General features: G+C 43.8%; 19 protein-coding genes. 3 read left to right on the forward strand and 16 right to left on the reverse strand.

Features of this window, described 5'->3' with window-relative positions; genetic code table 11:
- Window positions 1-9: 9 nt before the first annotated feature.
- From sufC to IAE45_RS10930, 11 genes are all read right to left on the reverse strand, one after another.
- The gene (sufC, locus tag IAE45_RS10880) at window positions 10-783 is read right to left on the reverse strand and encodes a Fe-S cluster assembly ATPase SufC (protein WP_005227367.1); all 774 of its coding nucleotides are present in this window, start codon (window positions 781-783) and stop codon (window positions 10-12) included.
- A gap of 305 nt (window positions 784-1,088) precedes the next feature.
- Window positions 1,089-1,439 carry a type II toxin-antitoxin system PemK/MazF family toxin gene (locus IAE45_RS10885; RefSeq protein ID WP_200126179.1) on the reverse strand — a complete coding sequence of 117 codons (351 nt, stop codon included), beginning with the start codon at window positions 1,437-1,439 and terminating at the stop codon, window positions 1,089-1,091.
- The gene (mazE, locus tag IAE45_RS10890) at window positions 1,432-1,674 is read right to left on the reverse strand and encodes a type II toxin-antitoxin system PemI/MazE family antitoxin (protein ID WP_005232116.1); all 243 of its coding nucleotides are present in this window, start codon (window positions 1,672-1,674) and stop codon (window positions 1,432-1,434) included. Before mazE ends, IAE45_RS10885 begins: the two co-directional genes overlap by 8 nt.
- Before the next feature lie 167 nt (window positions 1,675-1,841).
- The gene (locus IAE45_RS10895; RefSeq protein WP_200126181.1) at window positions 1,842-2,384 is read right to left on the reverse strand and encodes a GNAT family N-acetyltransferase; all 543 of its coding nucleotides are present in this window, start codon (window positions 2,382-2,384) and stop codon (window positions 1,842-1,844) included.
- 59 nt (window positions 2,385-2,443) lie between these two features.
- Entirely contained in the window at window positions 2,444-3,100 is a 657-nt protein-coding gene (locus tag IAE45_RS10900) for a hypothetical protein (protein ID WP_010748767.1), read from the reverse strand.
- An 11-nt stretch (window positions 3,101-3,111) separates the two neighbouring features.
- Window positions 3,112-3,984, reverse strand: coding sequence for a carbohydrate ABC transporter permease (locus IAE45_RS10905; protein ID WP_200126183.1), 873 nt, complete (start codon window positions 3,982-3,984; stop codon window positions 3,112-3,114).
- 13 nt (window positions 3,985-3,997) lie between these two features.
- On the reverse strand, window positions 3,998-4,900 hold the full coding sequence (locus IAE45_RS10910) for a carbohydrate ABC transporter permease (protein WP_200126185.1): 903 nt from the start codon (window positions 4,898-4,900) through the stop codon (window positions 3,998-4,000).
- Window positions 4,901-4,986: 86 nt separating this feature from the next.
- Complete coding sequence (locus IAE45_RS10915) at window positions 4,987-6,258, reverse strand: ABC transporter substrate-binding protein (RefSeq protein WP_200126187.1); 1,272 nt, start codon at window positions 6,256-6,258, stop codon at window positions 4,987-4,989.
- A 45-nt stretch (window positions 6,259-6,303) separates the two neighbouring features.
- On the reverse strand, window positions 6,304-7,455 hold the full coding sequence (locus IAE45_RS10920; protein WP_195961051.1) for a glycoside hydrolase family 88 protein: 1,152 nt from the start codon (window positions 7,453-7,455) through the stop codon (window positions 6,304-6,306).
- Window positions 7,439-9,280, reverse strand: coding sequence for a DUF2264 domain-containing protein (locus IAE45_RS10925; protein ID WP_200126189.1), 1,842 nt, complete (start codon window positions 9,278-9,280; stop codon window positions 7,439-7,441). Before IAE45_RS10925 ends, IAE45_RS10920 begins: the two co-directional genes overlap by 17 nt.
- Window positions 9,243-9,665 (reverse strand): hypothetical protein, encoded by a 423-nt coding sequence (locus IAE45_RS10930; protein WP_016609650.1) that lies wholly within the window; start codon window positions 9,663-9,665, stop codon window positions 9,243-9,245. Before IAE45_RS10930 ends, IAE45_RS10925 begins: the two co-directional genes overlap by 38 nt.
- A gap of 177 nt (window positions 9,666-9,842) precedes the next feature.
- Here IAE45_RS10930 and IAE45_RS10935 point away from each other — a divergent pair, with 177 nt between their 5' ends.
- On the forward strand, window positions 9,843-10,886 hold the full coding sequence (locus IAE45_RS10935) for a LacI family DNA-binding transcriptional regulator (protein ID WP_005232137.1): 1,044 nt from the start codon (window positions 9,843-9,845) through the stop codon (window positions 10,884-10,886).
- 59 nt (window positions 10,887-10,945) lie between these two features.
- Here IAE45_RS10935 and IAE45_RS19290 read toward each other — a convergent pair whose 3' ends face one another.
- Both IAE45_RS19290 and IAE45_RS10945 read right to left on the reverse strand, forming a co-directional pair.
- Window positions 10,946-12,613 carry a heparinase II/III family protein gene (locus tag IAE45_RS19290; protein WP_200126191.1) on the reverse strand — a complete coding sequence of 556 codons (1,668 nt, stop codon included), beginning with the start codon at window positions 12,611-12,613 and terminating at the stop codon, window positions 10,946-10,948.
- Window positions 12,610-13,458, reverse strand: coding sequence for a hypothetical protein (locus IAE45_RS10945; protein ID WP_200126233.1), 849 nt, complete (start codon window positions 13,456-13,458; stop codon window positions 12,610-12,612). Before IAE45_RS10945 ends, IAE45_RS19290 begins: the two co-directional genes overlap by 4 nt.
- Before the next feature lie 169 nt (window positions 13,459-13,627).
- On the opposite strand from IAE45_RS10945, the gene IAE45_RS10950 reads away from it, so the two are divergent.
- Window positions 13,628-15,463: a DUF2264 domain-containing protein gene (locus IAE45_RS10950; protein ID WP_200126193.1), complete on the forward strand. Its 1,836-nt coding sequence runs from the start codon at window positions 13,628-13,630 to the stop codon at window positions 15,461-15,463.
- A gap of 246 nt (window positions 15,464-15,709) precedes the next feature.
- Here IAE45_RS10950 and IAE45_RS10955 read toward each other — a convergent pair whose 3' ends face one another.
- Complete coding sequence (locus IAE45_RS10955) at window positions 15,710-16,195, reverse strand: hypothetical protein (protein ID WP_077453701.1); 486 nt, start codon at window positions 16,193-16,195, stop codon at window positions 15,710-15,712.
- Between the two features lie 91 nt (window positions 16,196-16,286).
- A complete protein-coding gene (locus IAE45_RS10960; RefSeq protein WP_200126195.1) occupies window positions 16,287-17,054 on the reverse strand; it encodes an AraC family transcriptional regulator in 768 nt (255 codons plus the stop codon).
- A gap of 101 nt (window positions 17,055-17,155) precedes the next feature.
- Here IAE45_RS10960 and arfA point away from each other — a divergent pair, with 101 nt between their 5' ends.
- Window positions 17,156-18,688, forward strand: coding sequence for an arabinosylfuranosidase ArfA (gene arfA, locus IAE45_RS10965; protein WP_200126197.1), 1,533 nt, complete (start codon window positions 17,156-17,158; stop codon window positions 18,686-18,688).
- Window positions 18,689-18,932: 244 nt separating this feature from the next.
- Here the strand turns inward: arfA and adhE are convergent, their stop codons facing one another.
- Window positions 18,933-21,524, reverse strand: a complete 2,592-nt coding sequence (gene adhE, locus IAE45_RS10970) for a bifunctional acetaldehyde-CoA/alcohol dehydrogenase (protein ID WP_008376050.1) — start codon at window positions 21,522-21,524, stop codon at window positions 18,933-18,935.
- Window positions 21,525-21,545 lie beyond the last annotated feature (21 nt).

Here is a 21,545-nt window from a genome sequence, read left to right on the forward strand (position 1 = left end):
CTTGCCTCCTTACGCTTCTTCTTCTTTGTAGTCGATCCCTAACTCTTTACTGATCCCAGCATAGCCTTCTGCTTCTAGGCGTTTGGCTAAATCTGCCGAACCGGTCATCACGACACGGCCTTCCATCATGATATGAACCACGTCTGGTGTGATGTAGTTTAACAGACGTTGGTAATGGGTGATGATCAAAGCGCCAAAGCCTTCGCCGCGCATTTCATTGACGCCTTTTGCTACGACTTTCAAGGCATCGATATCTAGACCAGAGTCGATCTCATCCAAAATTGCAAAGGTTGGCTCTAGCATCAACAATTGTAAGATTTCATTTCGTTTCTTTTCTCCACCAGAGAAGCCTTCATTCAGATAGCGTTCCGCCATTTCTTCGGGCATATTCAGTAAATCCATTTTTTCATCTAATTTTTTCAAGAAATCCATGACAGAGATTTTGTCGTCTTCGTCACGTTTGGCATTGATCGCTGCCCGCATGAATTCTGCATTGGTGATGCCTGGAATTTCACTTGGGTATTGCATCGCCAAGAACAGACCTAAACGAGCTCGCTCATCCACTTCCATTTCCAAGACGTTTTCGCCGTCGAACAAAATTTCTCCTTCTGTCACTTCATAATTCGGGTTGCCCATGATGGCAGCGGACAAGGTTGATTTCCCTGTACCGTTTGGTCCCATGATGGCATGGATCTCTCCAGTTTTTAACACTAAGTCAACGCCTTTTAAGATCTTTTTATCTTCGATTTGGACGTGTAGATTTTTGATTTCTAAAACTGACATTTCTTTCCCTCCAGTATCTTTTCTTTCTCACTATTTTAGACTAATTGAGAATGAACTTCAAACGCTATTCCCGACTTTTTTAAAATATTTCTAATCTGTACATTGGAATTATTATAAAGTATTACATAGAGATAGTACATGGTTATTGTTCAGAAAGTCGACTATTTTTGAAATTTTACTTTTATCTTTCCACTATCTTCTTTTCTTTATTGTTGAAACCTTGTATTCTTAGGAAATCAAAGTGAAGGACCCTCACTCGTTTTTTGTGAGGGTCCTTCACTTTTTCCATCCTGCTGTTTTTTTAACTATAATGGAAAATTAAAGTTCATCATAAAATGCTGTGCAACATTAATCAGTTCTTTTTTTGATAGTTTCCCTAAAATTTCAATCTTTCTACCGCCACGCTCGGAATAATCTAGCGTGTAAACTTGCTTTGTATTTACTTTACTCCCAGGTTTCAATTTGTCGTGTTGAATATCGACAAAGTAAGGACGCTTCCGATCTGTACTCGTTATTGGACAAACAATGATCAAATTTGAGGTGTAACTGTACTCATCCCTGCTGATGACTAAAGCAGGCTTGCGCTTTTTGATTTCACTCCCTTTCGAGGGATCAAAATCAATAAATACAAGAGTCCCTTGTTCAAGCCTATTCATCAAGCAGCCTGCCTTCAACAATAAAATCAGCAGCTAGCATATCTTCTTCATCAACAAATTCTTTCTCTTTAGCAGCTAAAAAATAATCATCGATCTTAGGAATCAAGGAAATCGTACCATCGTCTTCTTTGCTGATAAAGTAGGTCTTACCAGCAGGAATCTCAAACTTACTTGCTAGCGTGACCATTACCGCATTTCCTTGCTTTCTTGTTTTCACTGTATCCAAAACAATCACCTTTCTTTCATAACATATATAGTCTATTTTACCAAGTAATTACTGTAATTACAAAATACAGCTAGGAGATCAGCCCTTTTTTACTAGGTACTTTACTATACGCAAAATGCATCTGATCAATCATCAACAACAAAAGAGGACACGAAAAAATTTCGCATCGCCTACCTTCACTTCTGCTGTGCCCATTCTTCTCGCAAGATGCCATACTTGATGGAATCATAATAGGTGCCTTCCCAGAAACGGACTTTGCGGATCTGGGCTTCTTTGGTCATCCCTAGCTTTTCTCCTAGTTTCATCATGCGGTGATTGCCCGACCACGTGGTATAACCGACACGCTGGATATGAGGCTGTGCATCAAACAACTCATTGATCCACTGGCGAATTGCTTGGCTGCCAATGCCTTGATTCCAAAGGGAAGCATCATAGATGGCTATACCGAATTCCAACCACTGCTGCAAGGTATTGTCTTCCCAATAAGCGGTCGCGATCCCCACGATTCTACCTTGATAGCTGATCGCTTTACGTAACGGGTTGTCGATACAGCTAGCGCCAAACCCCGTTCGAAATTCTTCCCACGTCAACACGGGGTCTTGGAAATACGGTCCGTCCCATTTTTTCCATTCTAAATCTGCCTTTGGTCCATAGCTGATCGACCAAAGTTCAGCAATCATTTCTTCGGTAATCGGTTGAAGTGTGACTGTTTCTGCCATCTTCAAGCCCCCCTTTCTCCTAAAAAAGTCGTCTCCTTTATTCGTAGACGACTTTCTTTCTATTTTATCTGAAATTTCCGTAAGTTTAAATAAAGGAGTCCGAAAAAAAGGACTGGAAAAAGAGTAAAGCCAAATTGCGGCTTCAAAATCAAGGCGACAAAAACGGCAACAAACAAAAAGGTTGCTAACAAACTAACAGGCCATTTTTTCAAAGTGAAAAAAAGTGCGGTACGCAGGACATCTTTCTTAGCGGCTTTTGGATTACGCACTTGGAAGTACCAAGCGTTGATACTAAGAGCTATGGAAAGCATCCCTAACAAAAGAAAGAAAGGAACGAGCCATTTGCCACTTTCAAATTGAACCGCAAACAGAATATCCACGATCGCAATGACACTTCCCAGCCAGCCGATGAGCCAATAGAGAAACCCGCGCACGGCAAAGGTTCGTAAAAAGTAGCAGAAATCTTTTACTGGATCGATGTCTTTGTGTTCTGCAAAGCGATCGATCGCAGCCAGGAGGCTGATCATGCTTGGACCAATCAGCAAGAGTGCCAATGCAAACCAAAGGAGGTTTCTAGGATCGACTGCCAAGAACATTGCCGTGAGGGTGTAGGGTGTATTCACGACCCAAAAACTGATATTCAGGGCAAAGCCAATATATAGCCAGCGGAAGATCCGCATGTAAAGATTGTTTTCAAAGGTAGGTTTGGTAAACATGATTGATCACCTCAATTTTTCATTCCCGAAGTAGCGATTCCTTCTACGAAGTATTTTTGCATTGCTAAAAAGACGATCGCTACTGGCAAAATGGAGACCACAGATGCTGCCATGATCAGGGCGTACTCGGCATCATATAAGCCGACAAACATTTTCAACCCTAACTGAATGGTTTTGTTTTCGGTTGAGGAGAGGTAGATAAATGGTCCCATATAATCGTTCCATGTATTGACGAAGGTGATGATGGTCAGACTCGCTAAAGCGGGCTTCGTCAGTGGTAGAATGATTTTTCGATAGATCCCCCACTCACTCAAGCCGTCGATCCGCGCACTTTCACACAATGAATCAGGAATACTACTATAGTATTGTTTCAACAAAAAGACGCCAAAGGCACTGAAGGCTTGTAAGAGGACCAAAGACCAAAGCGTGTCTGTCAGCCCAATCTGGCGCATCATGATGAACTGAGGAATCATATAGGATTGCCAAGGAATCGCAATCGTACCGATGTATGTCAGAAACAACAGGTCGCGTCCTTTGAAATGCATCTTCGAAAATCCATAAGCCGCAAAGCTAGAGGTAAACAGTTGGATCAAGGTAATGATGACGCTCAAAAATGCTGTATTCTTGAAAAAAGTCAGCAAAGGAATGCGATCCCAGATCACCGTATAGTTTTCTGGGTGCCAACTTTTTGGAATCCATTGGATCGGTACGCTAAAAACATCGTTATTGGTCTTAAAAGAAGCAGAAATCATCCAGAGAAACGGGATCAGTGTCACTAACGCGAGAAATGTTAATAAAAGAATCAAGGAGACACTGCCGACCGACAGCTTGGCTTTTTGTTTTGGTTTGGCTTGAACATTCTTTTTACTCAGTGTATTTTCCATCTGTACTCCCTCCTTACACCCGTTCTTGTCTTTGGTTCCACTTAAACTGGATCACCGTGATGCCCAAAACGATCACAAACAAGACCATGGCGATCGCAGATGCGTAACCAAAATTAAATTTCACAAACGCTTCGTTGTAAATTTGATACACCAAGACATTGGTGGCTCGACCGGGTCCGCCGGCAGTCATGACTTGGACCAAATCGAAGATCTTGAAACAGTTGATGACCAGCATGATCGAAACAAAGAAGGTCGTTGGTCGCAAGGACGGCAAAGTCACGTTGCGAAACTGCTGCCACTTGTTGGCGCCATCGATCGAAGCCGCTTCATACAATTCCTTTGGCACACTTTGTAACCCTGCCAAGTATAAGATCATGTAATACCCCATGCCACGCCAGACGCTGACTATGATGATCGCCGTCAAAGCCCAATCAGAGCTGGAGGTCCAACCAGGAGGATTTTCAATAAAAAATTTCAAAAACTGATTGATTGGTCCCATCGTTGGGTGAAACAACATGTTCCACACGACAGCGATCGCAACTAACGAGGTGACATAAGGAAAGAAGAAGGCAGTACGGAAAAACTTCATTCCACGTACTTTTTTATTCAATAAAATCGCTAAGCCTAAGGAACATACTAACGTCAATGGAACGACGCCAATCGTATAGAGAAAGGTGTTCTTTAATGAGATCCAAAAGGTGTCGTCCCCTAGCATTTTGCTGAAATTTTTCATTCCCACAAATTTAGGCGAACTAAAGGAATCCCATTCCATGAAAGCCAGAATCAATGAGAACACAACTGGCACTAAGGTAAATAAGAAAAAGCCGATAAAGTTCGGTGCAATAAAAGACAGCGCGGTTAGCGTATTTTTGCGTTTCAACTTATTGGCTGCTTTTGATTTTGAGGTTATTTCCATATTTGTCTCCTGCTGCTTGCCAGCAGGCCCCCTTTCATTAATAAAGAGAAGGAACTTTTTTGCCCAAGTCCCTTCTCTCGTTAGGACTATTCTGTTTCAGATTTCACCCTTTTTTCCATATTCGCAATGCCTTCTTTTGGTGTTTCATCCCCTACAAGGATCAAGTCATGTTCTTCTTGCAAGATTTTGTCGATCGCTGGTCCATTTTCATCGACAGGAAACTCGATCGCGACGGTTTCTGGATTGAAGGCTTTTTTCGATACTTCATCGGCAGGCATGCCTTCACGGGAGAAGTAAAGTTCATCAATGGCATCAGTCTTATACGAAGGAACGACACCGACTTCTGCTAATACTTTGGCGCCTTCTTCACCGGCACAAAAGTCTAAGAATTTTTGTGCAGCTTCTTGATGTTTTGAATTTTTATTGATGGCAAAAGCAGTCGGAGAACCAAATGTCGTTACTTCCCCTTTTTCATTTTGCGGCATTTCCGCAATGCCCCACTCGACATCTGTCTTGCCATCGTCGATATTGGTCATCAATGCACCCATATACCAAGTTCCCATGTACATCATGGCTGCTTTTTCATTTTCAAATTGTGATTGATACGTAACTTTCGTTGATTTTGCTGTCCCAAAGTCCATTTGTGCTTTATCGTCTTGCATCCGCAATGCACGATCATAATATTCTTCTAAGTAGTCGTATTGAGGATCGATCAAGTTGGCACCATTTTGAGCAGCTGCAATCGCTTGGGTAGTGGAACGCCACGTGTGTTGATACGCACCATAAATTTGTTCGTCTGGTTTTGTTAGCTGCTTGGCAAGCTCCTCATATTCGTCCCAGGTGATGTTTGATGGGTAGTCTAAGCCTACTTCATCGAACATTGTTTTGTTGTAATACAAGACCCAAAAATCCGTCCGATACGGTTGTGCATAGGTCTTACCATCAATGTCATACATATCGTAGCTTTCTTGTGCTGGGGCAATATCCAACGACCCGATATGGTCAGTGAGATCGACTAATTGATCCCGCAACGCATAATTGGAATAGGAAAGCAAATTTTTCATGGCCAAAATATCCGTCGTGTCTCCGGAAGAGAGCATGGTGGTCAGTTTGGTATCATAATCATCTGAAGCAATATCGACAGGCTCAACGGTAATGCCCGGATTCGCTTCTTCAAAGGCACGGAACAGTTTTTCGAATTCAGGTGTCGTATCGTAATTCCAAGTGGTTACGGTCAATTTGATGTCGCCATCTTCAGAAGCAGCGGAATCATCTGTCGCTCCGCCTCCACACGCTGCCAAGGCTGCGATCGTCCCAAACATCGTTGCTGCTAATAAACCTTTTTTCAAAAAGTGCATGTTCATTCCTCCATTAAACATTTTTTTAAAGGGTCGCCCCTAAAACTACCAATAGGAATACCAACTTTGTGACACCCGCATCAGCGCTTCCATATAATAATAATCGCCCCAGATCATGCATTCATCGACCCCTTTAAGGGAATTCTTGTCATAAACCCCATGCATCAAAAGTCCGTTTGATTCGGGATGGTCGATCGTTGTATAGTTTTGGGCTAACGACGCCAAGATCGCCAAGGCGTTTTCCTGATAGGCGGCTTGGTTTGGCTGCGTGATCGGTAAATGTTTCGCCAGTTCTAGCAAGCCACAGACTGCGATGGCGGCGGCCGAACTATCCCTTTCTTCCTGACTACCATCGTTAAACACTAAATCCCAATAACTGACCTTGTCCGCCGGTAATTCCGCAATAAAGTAATCCGCAAGGTCTTGAGCAGTCTTCAAGAAACTGGTATCACCGGTGTAAAGGTAACTCAGCGTAAATCCGTAGATTCCCCACGCTTGCCCTCTCGCCCAGCAGGAATCATCGGCATAGCCTTGTTGGGTATTGCCGCCGATCGCCGCTCCAGTTTCAACGTCGAAGTAATAGGTGTGGTACGTCGTGGCGTTGTCTCGCACGATGTATTTCTGGGTCTGCTTGGCATGAGCATAGGCTGCTTGTTTGTAGGATTCATCCCCCGTCATTTGGGAAGCAAAATACAATAGCGGCAAATTCATCAAGCAATCAATAATGATGCGCCCCCGTTGTTGCGGATCATCGAGATTGCCCCACGCTTGAATGATTTGGGCTTTGGGTGAGTAACGGGCCATCAATAGATCGGCGGCGGCAATCGCGAGTTTTTTCGAAGATTCCCGTCCGTTCACTCGATAGTCGGCAATCGCAGTCAAACTATACAAAAACCCGATATCATGGGTTTCTAGTCCAATTCTTTGCTCCAGTCTTTCTTGGAAAGAGTGCAGCTGTTTTTCGATGGTTTCATCAAATTCTGTTGATCCCGTCAGTTCTTTACTCAAAAACAACATGCCAGTCCAAAAACTCGCCGTCCAATCATGGTTGGCTTCTGGTCGATAGACAAGCTGTTCACTTGCTGCAGGTGGGACCAACGTGTCAAAGGTCTTAGTATTCTTTCTTACTTGATTAACGGTGAAGTCGATTTGCTCGGCTACCCATTGTGATAGCTGTACGTCATAGCTGGTTTCCATTTTTTCCTCCTATTCGCTCAACCTGGATCATATGTCCGGATTGATTGATCGTAATGTTGTTTGTTGTCACTTCGACGGTCACTGCTTGTTCTTGTTCTTGTGGAAGCAAGCCGATGACGAGGGAAACGAACAGGTGCTTTCCCGCTTGTCGTTGAGCAGTTAAATACGGCAGCCACGTTGCAGGATACAAGAGGTTCGTATTTGGCTCCGTTCGTAAGACATCGCTCGTTTCATAGCCAGCGATTGCCTCGATTCTCGAATAGCCGATCGATGTTCGTACCGCAGCGCTGCTTGCGGTTTTTTCAGTGATGGCAGTTGCCTCTTTCGGTGATGAAAACCCACCCTCATAGAAAGAAAGGGCGCGCTGAGAATTGATCTCATGAATGCGAAGGTGACTGCCTATCAGTGGAATGATTGTTGTTTTTATCTGGACGTCTTCCCATGGATTCCATTCATGAATGATCCGATCAGGTAAAAGCTGATACTGGCGATCCAATCCTTTGGTGCGAAAGTAATGGTCATCTTCTGATAAAGCCAAAGTGTTGTCATAATTTCCTTCATAAAACCAATAATTGCTCTTGGGCACGCTATTGCCAAACGTCGTTGAGTAGACAAATTTGCTATATTTGCTGCTGGCATGACTTTGATAGTTGATACATTGTCCTGCAGGAAACATCAAGGCATGCGTCAAGTCTTGATTGTGTTGATAAAAGTTCTTACTGATGGGATGAGCCAGTGTTCTTTCAGTGATCACTAATGGCGTTGGGGTGGCTTGCCAATAGGGATGCTCCTTTGGTACCGCTAACAAAAGAAAGGTTTTTAACGCCCAATAAGGTGAACCTGGTGCATTGTAGCCTTCGGCAAAGATCAGATTCTGGTACGAATAGCCGACCGTCAGTATCCCTTCGGAAGTAAAAATGTCTTGCTGCATCCACTGATGCAGGTGACGACTGATCAACCCTTTGACCTCTCCCCATGGCAATGCTTCAACATCCGCAAAAACCAATGCGCTGAAGAAAGAAACTTGCGCAAAGCGATACGTCAAACTTCGACCAAAAGGAACGGCAGCTCCACCTGCTGCAAACCAATGCTTGAAGGTTTGAGCAAACTCGGTGGCTCGTTGTTTGAACTTCCTTCCCCTTTCAAGATCCTCAGGGACAAATCGACAGTACAGAAGACTATAGTAGTGGATCGCAAAAGATACATAGTAATCGATTTGAGTGGCTACTCCGTCACAGTACCATCCTTCCCCTAAATAAAAGGTCTCGATCAATGCCAAGTCAGCATCGATCTTTTCTTGGGAAAAGCTGCTGCCACAACGCTTCATGGCTACATTGACGAGAACCCGAAAGAAATGCCAATTGTTTGCGGGAATTTCTCGTTGATTGACTTGGATCAACCACGCATGGAGATTATCTTTTTGGCGTTGGGATAAAACATCCCACGTTTTTTCCTTGTTTAATAGTAAAAAGGTACTTAGCGAAGCCATTTCCACGATTCGTTGGTCGAAGTCTTCCACAACACCCCAATAATCGGGACTCTCTGGATCTGTACCCGCAATAATTCCTGAGAGATAGGTTTCCATGAATGAATCTTCTTGCTGGGTTAGATAAGGCGCGAGTCCCCAAAGCGGTCGCAAGAACGCTTCAAGTTCCTGTACCTCTTTCTCATAGACAGTCCCATGGCTGCCTAAAGCCAAATGACCAGGACGACTGCTTGCAAAAGCGGGTTTGAGTTGATCCATGATCGTTTTGAAGCCGGCTGCTACATCTTCATAACTTTCAAATTTATTCTTTTTCAATTGCTGCAGCTTCTGTAATTGCATCCGCATCCTTCCTTTCAATCAATGTCGCTTTAATAAAACCATAATATTCTCCGTAGACCGTCACCACATCTTGCAGTTTCAGTTGTTGACTTTGTTCATTGAATACTTGGTACTGTCCAGCCGCTGTTTCTAGAATAAATCGATCCCCTTTCTCAATGTCTGCTGTTTTCGCATCACTCTTTACGATGGTGCCAGATAGCTTCACGAATTCATGCAACGGGACGACACCTTGCGAAAAATCTTCGTCAGAATAACAAAGCGCTCGTTCTTTTAATTGCTTTTCGCTGCTTTGGGAAAATGCTTGCGTCTGCGTTGCTTCATTTGAAGAACAAGCAGTCAACCCTATAAGTAGACCCAGGATAAATAACGAATTAATCCACTTCATTCATGCCACCCTCATTTTTAAAACGCTTTCTTCATTTCAAATCATACTTTTTTTTAGGAAAATAATCAATAGTTTTTCCTAAAAAAAGTAAAATTTTTACTTAAGGGCAATTTCTCTCTTGGTTTTTTTACTAAAAAGAAATATACTGAAGAGGAGAAGCATTGGAGGAGGGATTCTATGGCTACGATTACCGACATAGCGACCATAGCTGAGGTATCAATATCAACCGTATCACGGGTTCTGAACTACGATCCTAGTCTTTCAGTGACCGAAGAAACCAAACGAAAGATTTTCGAGGCAGCTGAAAAACTAAATTATACGAAATACAAAAACAAGCAAAAGCAGCGTGAACTACCAGTGGATGTACCAAAAAAACACAACAAATCGATCGGGATCGTTCAGTGGCGGATGGATGATGAAGAATTAGAAGACATTTACTATATGTCGATTCGTTTGGGTGTGGAAAAACGCGCCGCCGAACTGGGTTGTGACCTGTTAAAAATCTCCAACCTTGATGAGTCAGTGATCCAGTCCGTCGATGGCTTACTGGCAATCGGCAAGTTTACAGAAGAGCGGGTCAAGAAACTCCATGAGCTACACCCCAACCTCTGTGTGATTGGCAGTAACTTTCCACTGGATGACTACGATTCTGTCAATACCGATTTTACGCAAGCAACCGAGTTGGCTCTTTCTCACTTGATGGGACTTGGTCATCAAAAAATCGCCTTTATCGGCGCCGAGGAAAGTCAAAATATGTATGGGTATCGGCGGTACAAAACGCCAACGGTCAACACCTATGTCGATATGATGCAGCATTATCAGCTGTTTGATGAGGATTATTTCATCGTGAAAGAAAATAGTCGGTTGGATGTCCAAACGGGGGAAGAATTAACGGAGCAGGCTTTGGCTTTGTGGCAAGACCGCTTGCCGACTGCGATTTTGGCAGCCAATGATGCCTTTGCGATCGGGGTCATCCATACGTTAACGGCTCATGGAATCAAGATTCCTGAAGACATCAGTGTTATGGGCATCAACGATATTTCGGTGTCCCGCTATGTCTCTCCACCCCTTTCTTCAGTCCAAGCATTTACTGAAGAGATGGGTGAAACGGGGTTAGAGCTACTCTATAACCGCATCGAAAATCCTGGGATCGCCAGACGCATCTTTTTAAGTACACAGCTGGTGATTCGTCAATCTACCGCAAAACCAAAAGAAGGCTGAGAAGCTGCGGTGTCTTCTTGCATTGATCAACGTCATTGCAAGGAAGCACCGCATCCTTCTCAGCCTTTTTTTATTTTAATGGTCGTTTTGATTTCTCCTGTCTGCTCAAGCGCGTGTTCGGCTTGGATCAAATACGCTTGTGCCTGTCCACCATGGTGATCTTGATAAGTGACTGGCTGTATTTGGATCTTATCACTGGTAAAATAAAGAACACAGCGCGCTTTTTTTGTCATTAGCTGGACGGTCTTATTTTGCACCATTGGTGGTATGTCCGTAATAAAGTTTTCCACCACCAGATTCTTTGGTTGGTGCTCGTCAAAGACAAAATGGTCTTCGATCATTACTTGTTGCTGCGAGACAACGAAGCGCCGCTGGTATTCAGTGACCGCTGCTTTTGGATAGAACGCACTGAGGTCTAAGTCAAATCGCTGGTCATCGACCTGCAGCACCGTTGCTTCCTCGGCTGTTGCGCGTTGGGTGTGCTGATTGATGATCGGCAGCGAATGACTGATTGCGGCTGCGGGAAAGTAGTGATAGCGCGTGTTCTCGTCAAAATACTCTTTGTTGTATTCCCCTGCACCAAGGTCCGTCAGAAACAACTCCTCTGTCGTTCCTAAGACAAAATGACCGACATCGAGATGATTGTGGCTTTCTTGATTGCTCCCCCCTTTGGCAGCAAAAAAGAGATCCTGCTGCACATCTTTTGCAACGAACCACTGCGCTTGTTCAAAATAGTGATGATACGAGGCATTCGTTTCTCGTGTGATCGCTTCGTTATGCCAATACAAATTTCGATAGCTGTGGGCAAACCGGTAGCAAGGATCAAAATCTAACGGACTGACCCCCGATAATTGGGGAACCGACACGCCCAAATGCTCGTAGCAATAACTGACCAAGCCACTAGGCAGTTCGATCGCCGAATAATCAGAAAAAGGAATGTAATGCCCTGGAGAAATCATCGTGTAGTAAGGAAAAGCAGCAATTTTTCTGGTTTTAGGCTGTTTTAGGTAGGTATCTTCTTGCAATACTTCTGCCAACAATTGCGCATAATACAGAAAATAACCAAACCCATACGCCCAGTATCCGACACCTTCCACACAAGCCCCATCTTCGCCAAAGCTGTTAAGATAGCTTTGCATTGCAGTATCCAATCGTTTGATCATCCGCAATTGTCGCTCGCTTTTTTTCGGCAATACATAGAGCGCCGTCATTCCAAGACAGCCACCAATAACTGCGGACCAATTGTTCTCTTTTGTCTCCCACTCCCAGGTTTGCTCCTCGAAGGGCAAAAAAAGCCGTTGATCGATCTCATACAACACTCGTTCTGTGATGACTGGTGAAAGGTCTCCCCCAACCAACATAAACAACTCCGCTAAGGATTGCCCAGTTTCAGCTGCAAAAAGATCGACTGTGTGGCGCGCTTGCGAAGAAAACTGGCCATCGACAATCGGCAGATGCGCTGGCAGACACCATGTATATTCATTGCAGATTTCCCAAATCACTTGCTCCAGTAGCTCTTTGATCGCTGCCTTACGCTCCATTTCATAAGCAAGTCCTAAAACCACCAACATCCGTCGGCGGGCAAAATAATGGGTTTCGAAGCCAACACGATTCCCCGATTCGAGATACTCTTGATAGCCTTGATAAGGCAAATAGGGAATCTCACCAGTGTCAAGGTAAGCCTGTGCCGCCTGTAAAATTTCTTCTTTTACCTCTGCTGGATTCACGCGTTTTCCTCCTGAATAGAGCGTCCGAAGACTTCGATTTGGGTCAACGCTGGAAATGGTGAGGGATCGTCATTTTGGATCAGCTCATACAATTTCACCCAAGTGACCGTTCGCGGCTGGAAAGAAAACCGTTGAGGCTGGCTGCTTTTGACCGTCTGCAAGATTTCTTGACTCCCATCGGAAAACGCCAACGTGACTTGTTGCCAATAGCTATCATGGGGAAAATCCGCCCGTAACGTAAGCGCACATTGGTCGATGCGGACCTCATGACCAAAGTCGATCGTCAAAGCGGCATCTGCTTGTTGATTGATCCCCCATGAGCCATAGGGATAATTGCCATGAGACGTATTGGCAAAAATACCATCAATGGCGTTACAAGCGAAAAACGTCGCATCATCTCTTGTTTCAACATTGGCATGGGCATGCGGATAGGCACCCAAGAATTCTTTTTGATCATGAGGGTTTAAGGCGACGTTGCGGTAAGCCGCTAGTTCTTCTTTTGTTGCTACCCGCACACTCAAATAATGGCTTTTCCCAGCAAAACGGCCTTCTGGCGCGGCTTCTTTGGCATTTTCACTAAGATGTACGGGGTAGATCCACTCGTTGCCTTTGATGTACACCAAAGTAGTCGCCAGCGTTTCATCGAGTGTGACCCACACAAATTGTCCACTGCGTGAGAGCGAGACAACGATTTTATCTCCGTCCTCGTAACAACACTCTTGGGATGCCAACGTGACAAAGTCTTCCGCCGTCGCTTGCAGAAGGGTAGGTTCACTTTCAGGTGTTCGTTTGCCTTGTTTTACTTGATGCTTTTGGTCATAAATCGTTAAGGAAATCTGGGTCATTGCATGTAGCTCCTCTCGTATTTTCTCCATTATAGCGATGTCGACAAAAAAATGTAACTGTTTCCAGCGATTTTTTACTATTTTTTTACTTAAAATCACGAAATGTAACAGTTTCCATTTCTTTATTTTACTAAATAAAGTAAAATAACAACTAAAAGGAGCTGTTTGCATGAGAAACTTTCAAGAAGCATTAAGTAAGAACCCTCTTCGAACCAAAACCGATCTTGAAGAAGCCCTAGTTGATCTGGTCACTCCCGTATACGAATGTATGGCACAACAAGGAACTCCCGGGAGGGTCCACCTAGGAAATTCAGGAGCGGTGTACACTCAGGAAAAGGGTGACATCGAAGGCTTTTTACGGACACTCTGGGGATTGGGCCCATTGTTCAGCCAAGAAGAAGCGTGTCTTCGTTACTCAAAACTTTTTCAACAAGCCAATGCCGGGATCGTTGCAGGCACCACCCCGACCTCTCAGGAATACTGGGGAAAACTGCATGACTACGACCAATTGTTTGTGGAAATGGGTGCCCTTGCTAGCTATTTGATTTTTACCAAACCCGTCTTTTGGGATCGCCTCACACCAAGAGAGCAAACGAATCTCTTTGATTGGCTCAATCAGATCAATCAGCACACGATCCCTAAAACCAATTGGCTCTTCTTTCGGATTTTAGTCAATACCTTCTTTGAAATGGCAGCATTGCCTTTTGTAGAAACCACCCTTTTGGCTGATCAAGAAGAGATCGAGAGGTATTACTTAGCAGACGGCTGGTATTTTGATGGCTATGAAAACCAAATCGACTATTATATTCCTTTTGGGATGCAATACTACGGACTCCTTTACAGTGTTCTTACCTGTCGTTCCCAATGCCCGTATCAGTTTAGCTACCGTCAAAGAGCCGCTACGTTTGCGCAATCCTTTAAGCAGTGGTTCACAAAAACCGGTGCGGCATTGCCTTTTGGTCGTAGTCTAACGTATCGGTTTGCGCAATCAAGTTTCTTTGCTGTCGGTGCTTTTGCTGATATAGAATATGAAGGCTTCACCAAAAATGAAGGAAAATACTTACTGTTACAAAACATGCGTTACTGGTTCCGTCAACCAATCTTTACGCAAGAAGGCTTTTTAAGTATTGGCTATGCCTATCCCAACCTAAATATGGCTGAAGGCTATAACGCACCAGGATCGCCTTATTGGGCTTTCAAAAATTTCTGTGTATTGGCCATCCCAGCGGATGCTGAATTTTGGACGCTTGAGGAGCAGGTGCCAACCTTTGCCACACAGGTGCGCAATCCGCATAGTCGGATGCTCTTGGTGCATAACCAAGAAGGGACAGAATTGCAAGCTTTCACTGCGGGGCAACATTCCCACGAACATGCTCACGGGAATGCCAAATACGAAAAGTTTGTCTATTCGACAACGTTTGGGTTTAGCGTACCGAAAGCAACCGTTTTATTGAAACAAGGTGCTTATGATAATACATTGGCGATCTCAGAAGGGCAGACGGATTTTAAAACGGCTTTTGGTTATGAAGCCTTTGCGATTGAAGATGACTACGTCTATAGTCGCTGGCGTCCCTACGAACAGGTCATCATCGAAACCTTTGTGATTCCGATGTATCCTTGGCATCTGCGTTACCATCGGATTCAAACGGATCGAAGGTTGCAACTGGTCAATGGCAGCTTTGCAGCACCGGCTGATGGTACTGCGTTTTCTAGCAAAGAAGGCACCTTTTATCAAAGCTCGGTTGGCTGTGTCGGTATCAAAACCTTCCCGACGCATCAAGAGGGTACCCTCTTGATGCCAGAACCCAACACGAATCTACTTTATAGTCGAACCGTCATCCCTCAAGTAAGCAAAACCGTGCTCGCCGGACAACAGGAATGGCTCGTTGCGTGTTTAGGCAATGCCTTTTCTGATCAGATCCCACCCTTTGATGTCACTATCACAGCGGACAAAATAACAATGAGCCAAGGGAATCAGAGAAAAACTATTCAGCTTAACTACTAGCAAAAAATTACTGGCAAATGCTAGTAGAAAAGCTACCGAAAACACCTTTCTGATTTACGGGATTGAAGAATGTCCCCCCAGAAGTTCGCTTTCAGTCTAAGGTTTCAGCGTCGGTACCTTCTGATCTCTCCATTTCTATTGGCAAAGAGCAAAAAAATACTTGTACCACAAAACGGTTCTTCACGCATTGTGAAGCGCCGTTTTTTTTTGGTACAAGTGATTCATGTTTTGATTGACGATCAGTGCTTATTTCCCGAAAAGCTTTTGGAGAAACCCTTTTTTCTCAGGGACTTCCTTTGTCTCAGTCACCTGAAGCGGTCCAGTTTCCTTCACGACTTGCTGAAAACCACGATTGTCTTGCAGCAACAGACCGTTTAGTTCCAAAATCCCGGTCAGACTGCCAATCATCCGCCGCACTTCTCCCGCACTTTTGCCAAAAAAGCGCTGGTCGTCATTTGCTTCGGCTTCTTCCAAAATAACCAACAGCTGCTGGATGCTTTGATTTTGTTCACCTAAGACGTACGACAACTGGTCAACTTCCACTGTTGTAGTTGCCGCTGACGGTACTAAATCCGTTACGAGCTTTAAGCTATCTAAATAATCCTTTAAGTCAAAAATGAACGTTTGTGCCGCTTCATTGTTCATTAATTGGCTTTGACTCAATTTTCTTTGTAGCGCTTCCATTTCGCTTGAACGTTTAGAAAGTTCGCTTACGATCGTTTCTGTATCCATACGCCACCTCCTAATGACATTGTCCCGTTTTCTCTTGCATCCGTCAAGAATTCGTCGGACTTTTTTCTGTGTTTTTACCGATCAGACCTGCCTATTGCTCCTGTTGGTACTTTGTCGGTGCACAGCCATAGCGCTTCGCAAAGAGCCGATTAAAATGGTTGATGTTTTGGAACCCAGATTGAAAGGCCGCCTCTCGAATCGTCAGCGTTTCGTTGCTGCGTAGATAAAAAAACTTTTGAAACCGAGCTTGCAATAAATCTTCTTTGGGCGTGGTATGAAAAAATTGTTGATAGAGCTTATAGAATTGGCTTTTACCGATGGAAAGCTCTCGGCTAAACTGGTAAAAATCCCATTGCTGTTCGCAATTGACTAACATTTTCAACCGCATCGCTTGAAACAGTTGATAGTGTTCGTTTTGTGGTTGCGGGATGCTTTCTTCAAAATTGCGTTCAAGTAAGACCAATAGATTTGTCATATACGCCGCGATCAATTCTTCCGTGTGCCGTTGCGGCAACAAGGATTCATGATTGATCTTTTGGATCAATTTGTTGATTTGTTGAATGTTTTTCGGCTGGAACAGTTGGTTGCAAGGGATCGCATAGGTTTCTTCGATCACCTGATCCGTTTGAAACTCAACAAAGCTATTAAAAAAATCTTCTTTGCCACGATAATCTTGATAGACGGTTGGAGGAAAAAGAATGCAGCTACCTTTTTCACTGGTTTCTTGATGACTATCTTCAAAAGTGAAAACCATTGGAGACAACGTCAACACGAAAAGATAATGCTTTAAGCCAGAGGGTCGATAAATATGATCGGAAACAGCATTGTGCATTTGAAATCCTGAATAGGTTACGTTCAACTTCTCACTCCTTCCTACTTGCCTTTAGTATAAAGAAAACGGACAAAACGTCAATAGAATAAGACAGAATGTAGTGTTTATTTTCAAGGACTATCGCTACAATGAAAGAAAAGAAAGGGGTTGCAAAATTGAAGAAAACTACGATTTATTTAGACAAACACTTTATTTTGGCACCAGTCGACGAACGGATCTATGGCTCTTTTGTGGAGCACTTAGGGCGTTGTGTGTACGAAGGGATCTATCAACCAGAAAGTCCTTTTGCCGATGAGCAAGGCTTTCGTCAAGATGTCGCTGCCTTGATCAAGCAGTTGAATGTGCCGATCGTCCGTTACCCAGGAGGCAATTTCGTCTCTGGGTATAAATGGGAAGATAGCGTCGGCCCTAAAGAGCAACGGCCAGCAAAAATCGATTTGGCCTGGCGGGTAATTGAAAGCAATCAGTTCGGCTTAAACGAATTTATGGATTGGACCAAACAAGTCAATACGGCACCGATGATGGCGATCAATCTTGGGACACGAGGAATCGAAGCAGCGAAAAACTTGATCGAATATACCAATTTAAAAGGCGGCAGCTATTATAGTGACCTCCGTCGTGCCCATGGGGTGGCCAATCCTCATGACATCAAACTTTGGTGTCTAGGCAATGAAATGGACGGTTCTTGGCAAGAAGGACATAAGACAGCCGATGAATATGGCCGTCTCGCAGAAGAAGCTGGCAAAGCGATGCGTCTGGTGGACCCAACGATCGAAAGCGTTGCTTGTGGTAGTTCTTCTCTCACGATGCCGACCTTTGGCATGTGGGAAGATACAGTATTAAGTCATTGCTACGACCAAGTCGACTACATCTCCATGCACCAATATTATGGCAACCGTAACGGCGATAGCCAAGACTATCTAGCAAGCAATGTCGCAATGGATCAGTTCATCAGTCAAGTCGCAGCAATCTGTGATGCAGTGAAAGCCAAACGCCGAAGCAAGAAGACGATCAATATTTCCTTCGACGAATGGAACGTCTGGTATCACTCAAATGAACAGGATCAAAAAATTGAACCTTGGAGTCAACACCCACCACAATTAGAAGACGTCTATCACTTTGAAGATGCGTTACTCGTCGCAAGCATGATGATCACGATGCTTCATCACGCAGATCGCGTTAAAATCGCCTGCATGGCACAGCTGGTCAACGTGATCGCACCGATCATGACTTCCGATACTGCCGCTTGGAAACAAACGATTTTTTATCCCTATGAAATGATCAGCAACTATGGTCGCGGTCACGTGTTGCATAGCATTCTTCAAGGGGCTGATTTCGATAGCAGCCACGGAAAAGCTTCTTATGTGGATGCCATTGCGATCGAAAACGAAGATGACTATTTGACCTTTTTCTTGGTGAATAAGGATTTGCAAGATGCCAACGAATTCACTTGCGACTTGCGTCAATATGATTCATTGCAAATCGCTACCCATCAAGTCTTGCACCACCCAGACTTGCATGCCGTCAATACCGAAGCAACCCCGAACAACGTTGTGCCCGTCAATGGAAAAACAGCGGAATTGAATGACGGCATTTTGCGTGTCGTCTTGGAAAAACAAAGCTTCCAGATGCTACGCTTGAAGAAAAACGTCAGCAAGTAACGAGCGTATCTGTTTGAGCAAAAAAAAAGCAGCAGCCTTGGTGATATCTTGAAAAAATGAGACTTTTACGGAGTGGAGAAATCCACTCTTTTTTTATGATCCACCCTGTTCAATTGCTATTTTTCGCATTCTTAACTGATCTGGGCAAAAAGGCGGCAACTGCCAGCTTGTTTTTTAAAAAAAGAGACGACAAAAGAACACCCTGCGGCAGCTAAGATACCGCAGGGTGTTCTTGATTCATTGTTTAGCCGTTATAGGCATCAACGATGATTTGTTTCAATTCAGAGATTAGTGGTTCTTTTGGATTTGCTGTTGTACATTGGTCTTCGTAAGCCAATTCAGCCATGCGATCAACTGTTGTATCTAGTGTTTGTTGAGTGACGCCTTGCGCTTTCAAGCTCATGTCGATTCCAACAGATTGTCCTAATTCGTAAACAGCTGTTGCCAATGCTTCAACCAATTCAGCCGTTGTTTTGCCTTTAAGGCCTAAGAATTTCGCAATGTCTGCGTAATCTGTATCGGCACGGAAGAAGTCATATTTAGGGAACATTGCATGTTTTTGTGGGTCTTTGGCATTGTAACGGATGATGTGCGGTAAAAGAATCGCATTTGTACGTCCGTGAGGAATACCATATTCACCACCGATTTTGTGAGCTACAGAGTGACAAATACCTAGGAATGCATTGGCGAAGGCCATACCTGCCATTGTTGAGGCATTATGCATTTTTTCGCGAGATTCCATATCAGGTGTTTTCACTGATTTTTCTAAGTAGTCAAAGACTAACTTGATTGCTTGTAAGCTCAATCCACGAGTGTAATCAGATGCCATTACGGACACATAAGATTCGATCGCATGAGTCAAGACGTCCATTCCAGTGTCTGCTGTAACAGAAGCAGGTACTGACATTACGAATTGAGGGTCAACGATTGCAACATCTGGTGTCAATGCGTAATCAGCTAATGGGTACTTCACGTGTGTTTCACTGTCAGTGATAACCGCAAATGGGGTTACTTCAGAACCAGTACCAGACGTTGTTGGGATACAAACGAATTGGGTTTTTTCTGGTTTGTCGATCTTGTATGTCCGTTTACGGATATCTAAGAATTTTTGTTTCGCGCCGAAGAATGAAGTATCTGGGTGCTCATAGAACATCCACATGCCTTTGGCAGCATCCATTGCTGATCCACCACCAAGGGCGATCACTGTATCTGGTTTGAAATCAACCATCATTTTTGTTCCAGCGTAAACGGTGTTTGTTGATGGGTTTGGTTCTACGTCAGAGAAGACTTCGATTTTCACGTCATTTTTACGACGAGCAAGTACTTCACGAACCGTATCGCAATAGCCGAATTGAACCATACCAGGGTCACAAACGATCATGACACGTTCAACGTTTTCCATTTTCTCCAAGTACATTAGAGAGTTCTTTTCAAAGAAGATTTTTGGTGGCAATTTAAACCATTGCATATTATTTCTCCGTTTCGCTACAGTTTTCACGTTGATCAAGTTCACGGCAGAAACATTTCGTGATACAGAGTTTTTCCCGTATGAACCACAACCAAGTGTCAATGATGGAATCATTTCGTTGTAGATATTTCCGATACCACCTTCTGCAGATGGTGTGTTAACTAAGATACGGCAAGCTTTCATGCGTAGGCCGAAGGCTAATTGCAAGTCTTCGTTTTCAGTGTGGATCACCGCTGTATGGCCTAATCCGCCTAAATCAAGCATTGCTTCACATTTTTCGAACGCGTCTTCTGTGTTGTTTGCTTTGATCATTGCTAAAACTGGAGAAAGTTTTTCTCTTGATAGTGGGTAATCAGCACCGACACCGTCAAGTTCAGCGATCAATAATTTTGTTCCTTCTGGTACGTTGATGCCTGCTAATTTCGCGATATCCATTGCTGAATGTCCAACGATTGCTGGATTTACTGCATATTTTCCTTCGTTCATCACGGCATCTTCAAGTTTTTGTAATTCTTTTGCTTTTACAACATAGACTTGATGTGCTTCAAATTCTGCTTTCACAGAGGCATAGACTTCTTTATCAACGATCACTGCTTGTTCAGAGGCACAGATCATTCCGTTATCAAAGGTTTTTGATACGATCAAGTCATTGACTGCTCGTTTCACTTTCGCTGTTTTTTCGATATACGCAGGTACGTTCCCTGGTCCAACACCTAATGCAGGTTTACCAGTTGAGTATGCTGCTTTGACCATGCCAGCCCCACCAGTTGCTAATACGATCGCAATTCCTGGGTGGTTCATCAATAAGCCAGTCGCTTCGATTGATGGATGCTCGATCCATTGCACACAGTTTTCAGGTGCCCCAGCAGCGATGGCTGCATCACGAACGATACGTGCAGCTTCTGCTGAACATTTTTGTGCAGATGGGTGGAAAGCAAAAACGATCGGGTTACGTGTTTTCAAAGCGATCATTGCTTTAAAGATCGTTGTAGATGTTGGGTTGGTTGTTGGTGTTACCCCACAAACGACACCAACTGGTTCAGCGATTTCGATCAAGCCTTTTTGTTTGTCTTCATTGATCACGCCGACTGTTTTGTCATGTTTGATACTGTTCCAAATATATTCTGAAGCGTACATGTTTTTGATCGCTTTATCTTCATAGATGCCACGGCCAGTTTCTTCTACTGCCATTTTAGCTAAAGGCATGTGTTTGTCTAATGCTGCCATTGCCATTTCATGAACAATGTGGTCCACTTTTTCTTGATCAAAGCTTTCCATTTCTTTTAACGCCACATTTGCCTTCGTTGCTAAATCGTCGATCATTGCTTGTACGTCGATTGTCACTTCTTTTTCCAATGTCTTAGCCATTGTATGTCCTCCTAGTTTTTA

Source organism: Enterococcus sp. S53, from assembly GCF_016516865.1.
In the GTDB taxonomy this organism is placed as follows: domain Bacteria; phylum Bacillota; class Bacilli; order Lactobacillales; family Enterococcaceae; genus Enterococcus_D; species Enterococcus_D innesii.

What these genes read in the sequence shown, in the direction of transcription:
- sufC (WP_005227367.1), bottom strand. Translation starts at nt 783, where the DNA reads ATGTCAGTTTTAGAAATCAAAAATCTACACGTCCAAATCGAAGATAAA.
- IAE45_RS10885 (WP_200126179.1), bottom strand. Translation starts at nt 1,439, where the DNA reads ATGAATAGGCTTGAACAAGGGACTCTTGTATTTATTGATTTTGATCCC.
- IAE45_RS10895 (WP_200126181.1), bottom strand. Translation starts at nt 2,384, where the DNA reads ATGGCAGAAACAGTCACACTTCAACCGATTACCGAAGAAATGATTGCT.
- IAE45_RS10900 (WP_010748767.1), bottom strand. Translation starts at nt 3,100, where the DNA reads ATGTTTACCAAACCTACCTTTGAAAACAATCTTTACATGCGGATCTTC.
- IAE45_RS10905 (WP_200126183.1), bottom strand. Translation starts at nt 3,984, where the DNA reads ATGGAAAATACACTGAGTAAAAAGAATGTTCAAGCCAAACCAAAACAA.
- IAE45_RS10910 (WP_200126185.1), bottom strand. Translation starts at nt 4,900, where the DNA reads ATGGAAATAACCTCAAAATCAAAAGCAGCCAATAAGTTGAAACGCAAA.
- IAE45_RS10915 (WP_200126187.1), bottom strand. Translation starts at nt 6,258, where the DNA reads ATGCACTTTTTGAAAAAAGGTTTATTAGCAGCAACGATGTTTGGGACG.
- IAE45_RS10920 (WP_195961051.1), bottom strand. Translation starts at nt 7,455, where the DNA reads ATGGAAACCAGCTATGACGTACAGCTATCACAATGGGTAGCCGAGCAA.
- IAE45_RS10925 (WP_200126189.1), bottom strand. Translation starts at nt 9,280, where the DNA reads ATGCAATTACAGAAGCTGCAGCAATTGAAAAAGAATAAATTTGAAAGT.
- IAE45_RS10930 (WP_016609650.1), bottom strand. Translation starts at nt 9,665, where the DNA reads ATGAAGTGGATTAATTCGTTATTTATCCTGGGTCTACTTATAGGGTTG.
- IAE45_RS10935 (WP_005232137.1), top strand. Translation starts at nt 9,843, where the DNA reads ATGGCTACGATTACCGACATAGCGACCATAGCTGAGGTATCAATATCA.
- IAE45_RS10945 (WP_200126233.1), bottom strand. Translation starts at nt 13,458, where the DNA reads ATGACCCAGATTTCCTTAACGATTTATGACCAAAAGCATCAAGTAAAA.
- IAE45_RS10950 (WP_200126193.1), top strand. Translation starts at nt 13,628, where the DNA reads ATGAGAAACTTTCAAGAAGCATTAAGTAAGAACCCTCTTCGAACCAAA.
- IAE45_RS10955 (WP_077453701.1), bottom strand. Translation starts at nt 16,195, where the DNA reads ATGGATACAGAAACGATCGTAAGCGAACTTTCTAAACGTTCAAGCGAA.
- arfA (WP_200126197.1), top strand. Translation starts at nt 17,156, where the DNA reads ATGAAAGAAAAGAAAGGGGTTGCAAAATTGAAGAAAACTACGATTTAT.
- adhE (WP_008376050.1), bottom strand. Translation starts at nt 21,524, where the DNA reads ATGGCTAAGACATTGGAAAAAGAAGTGACAATCGACGTACAAGCAATG.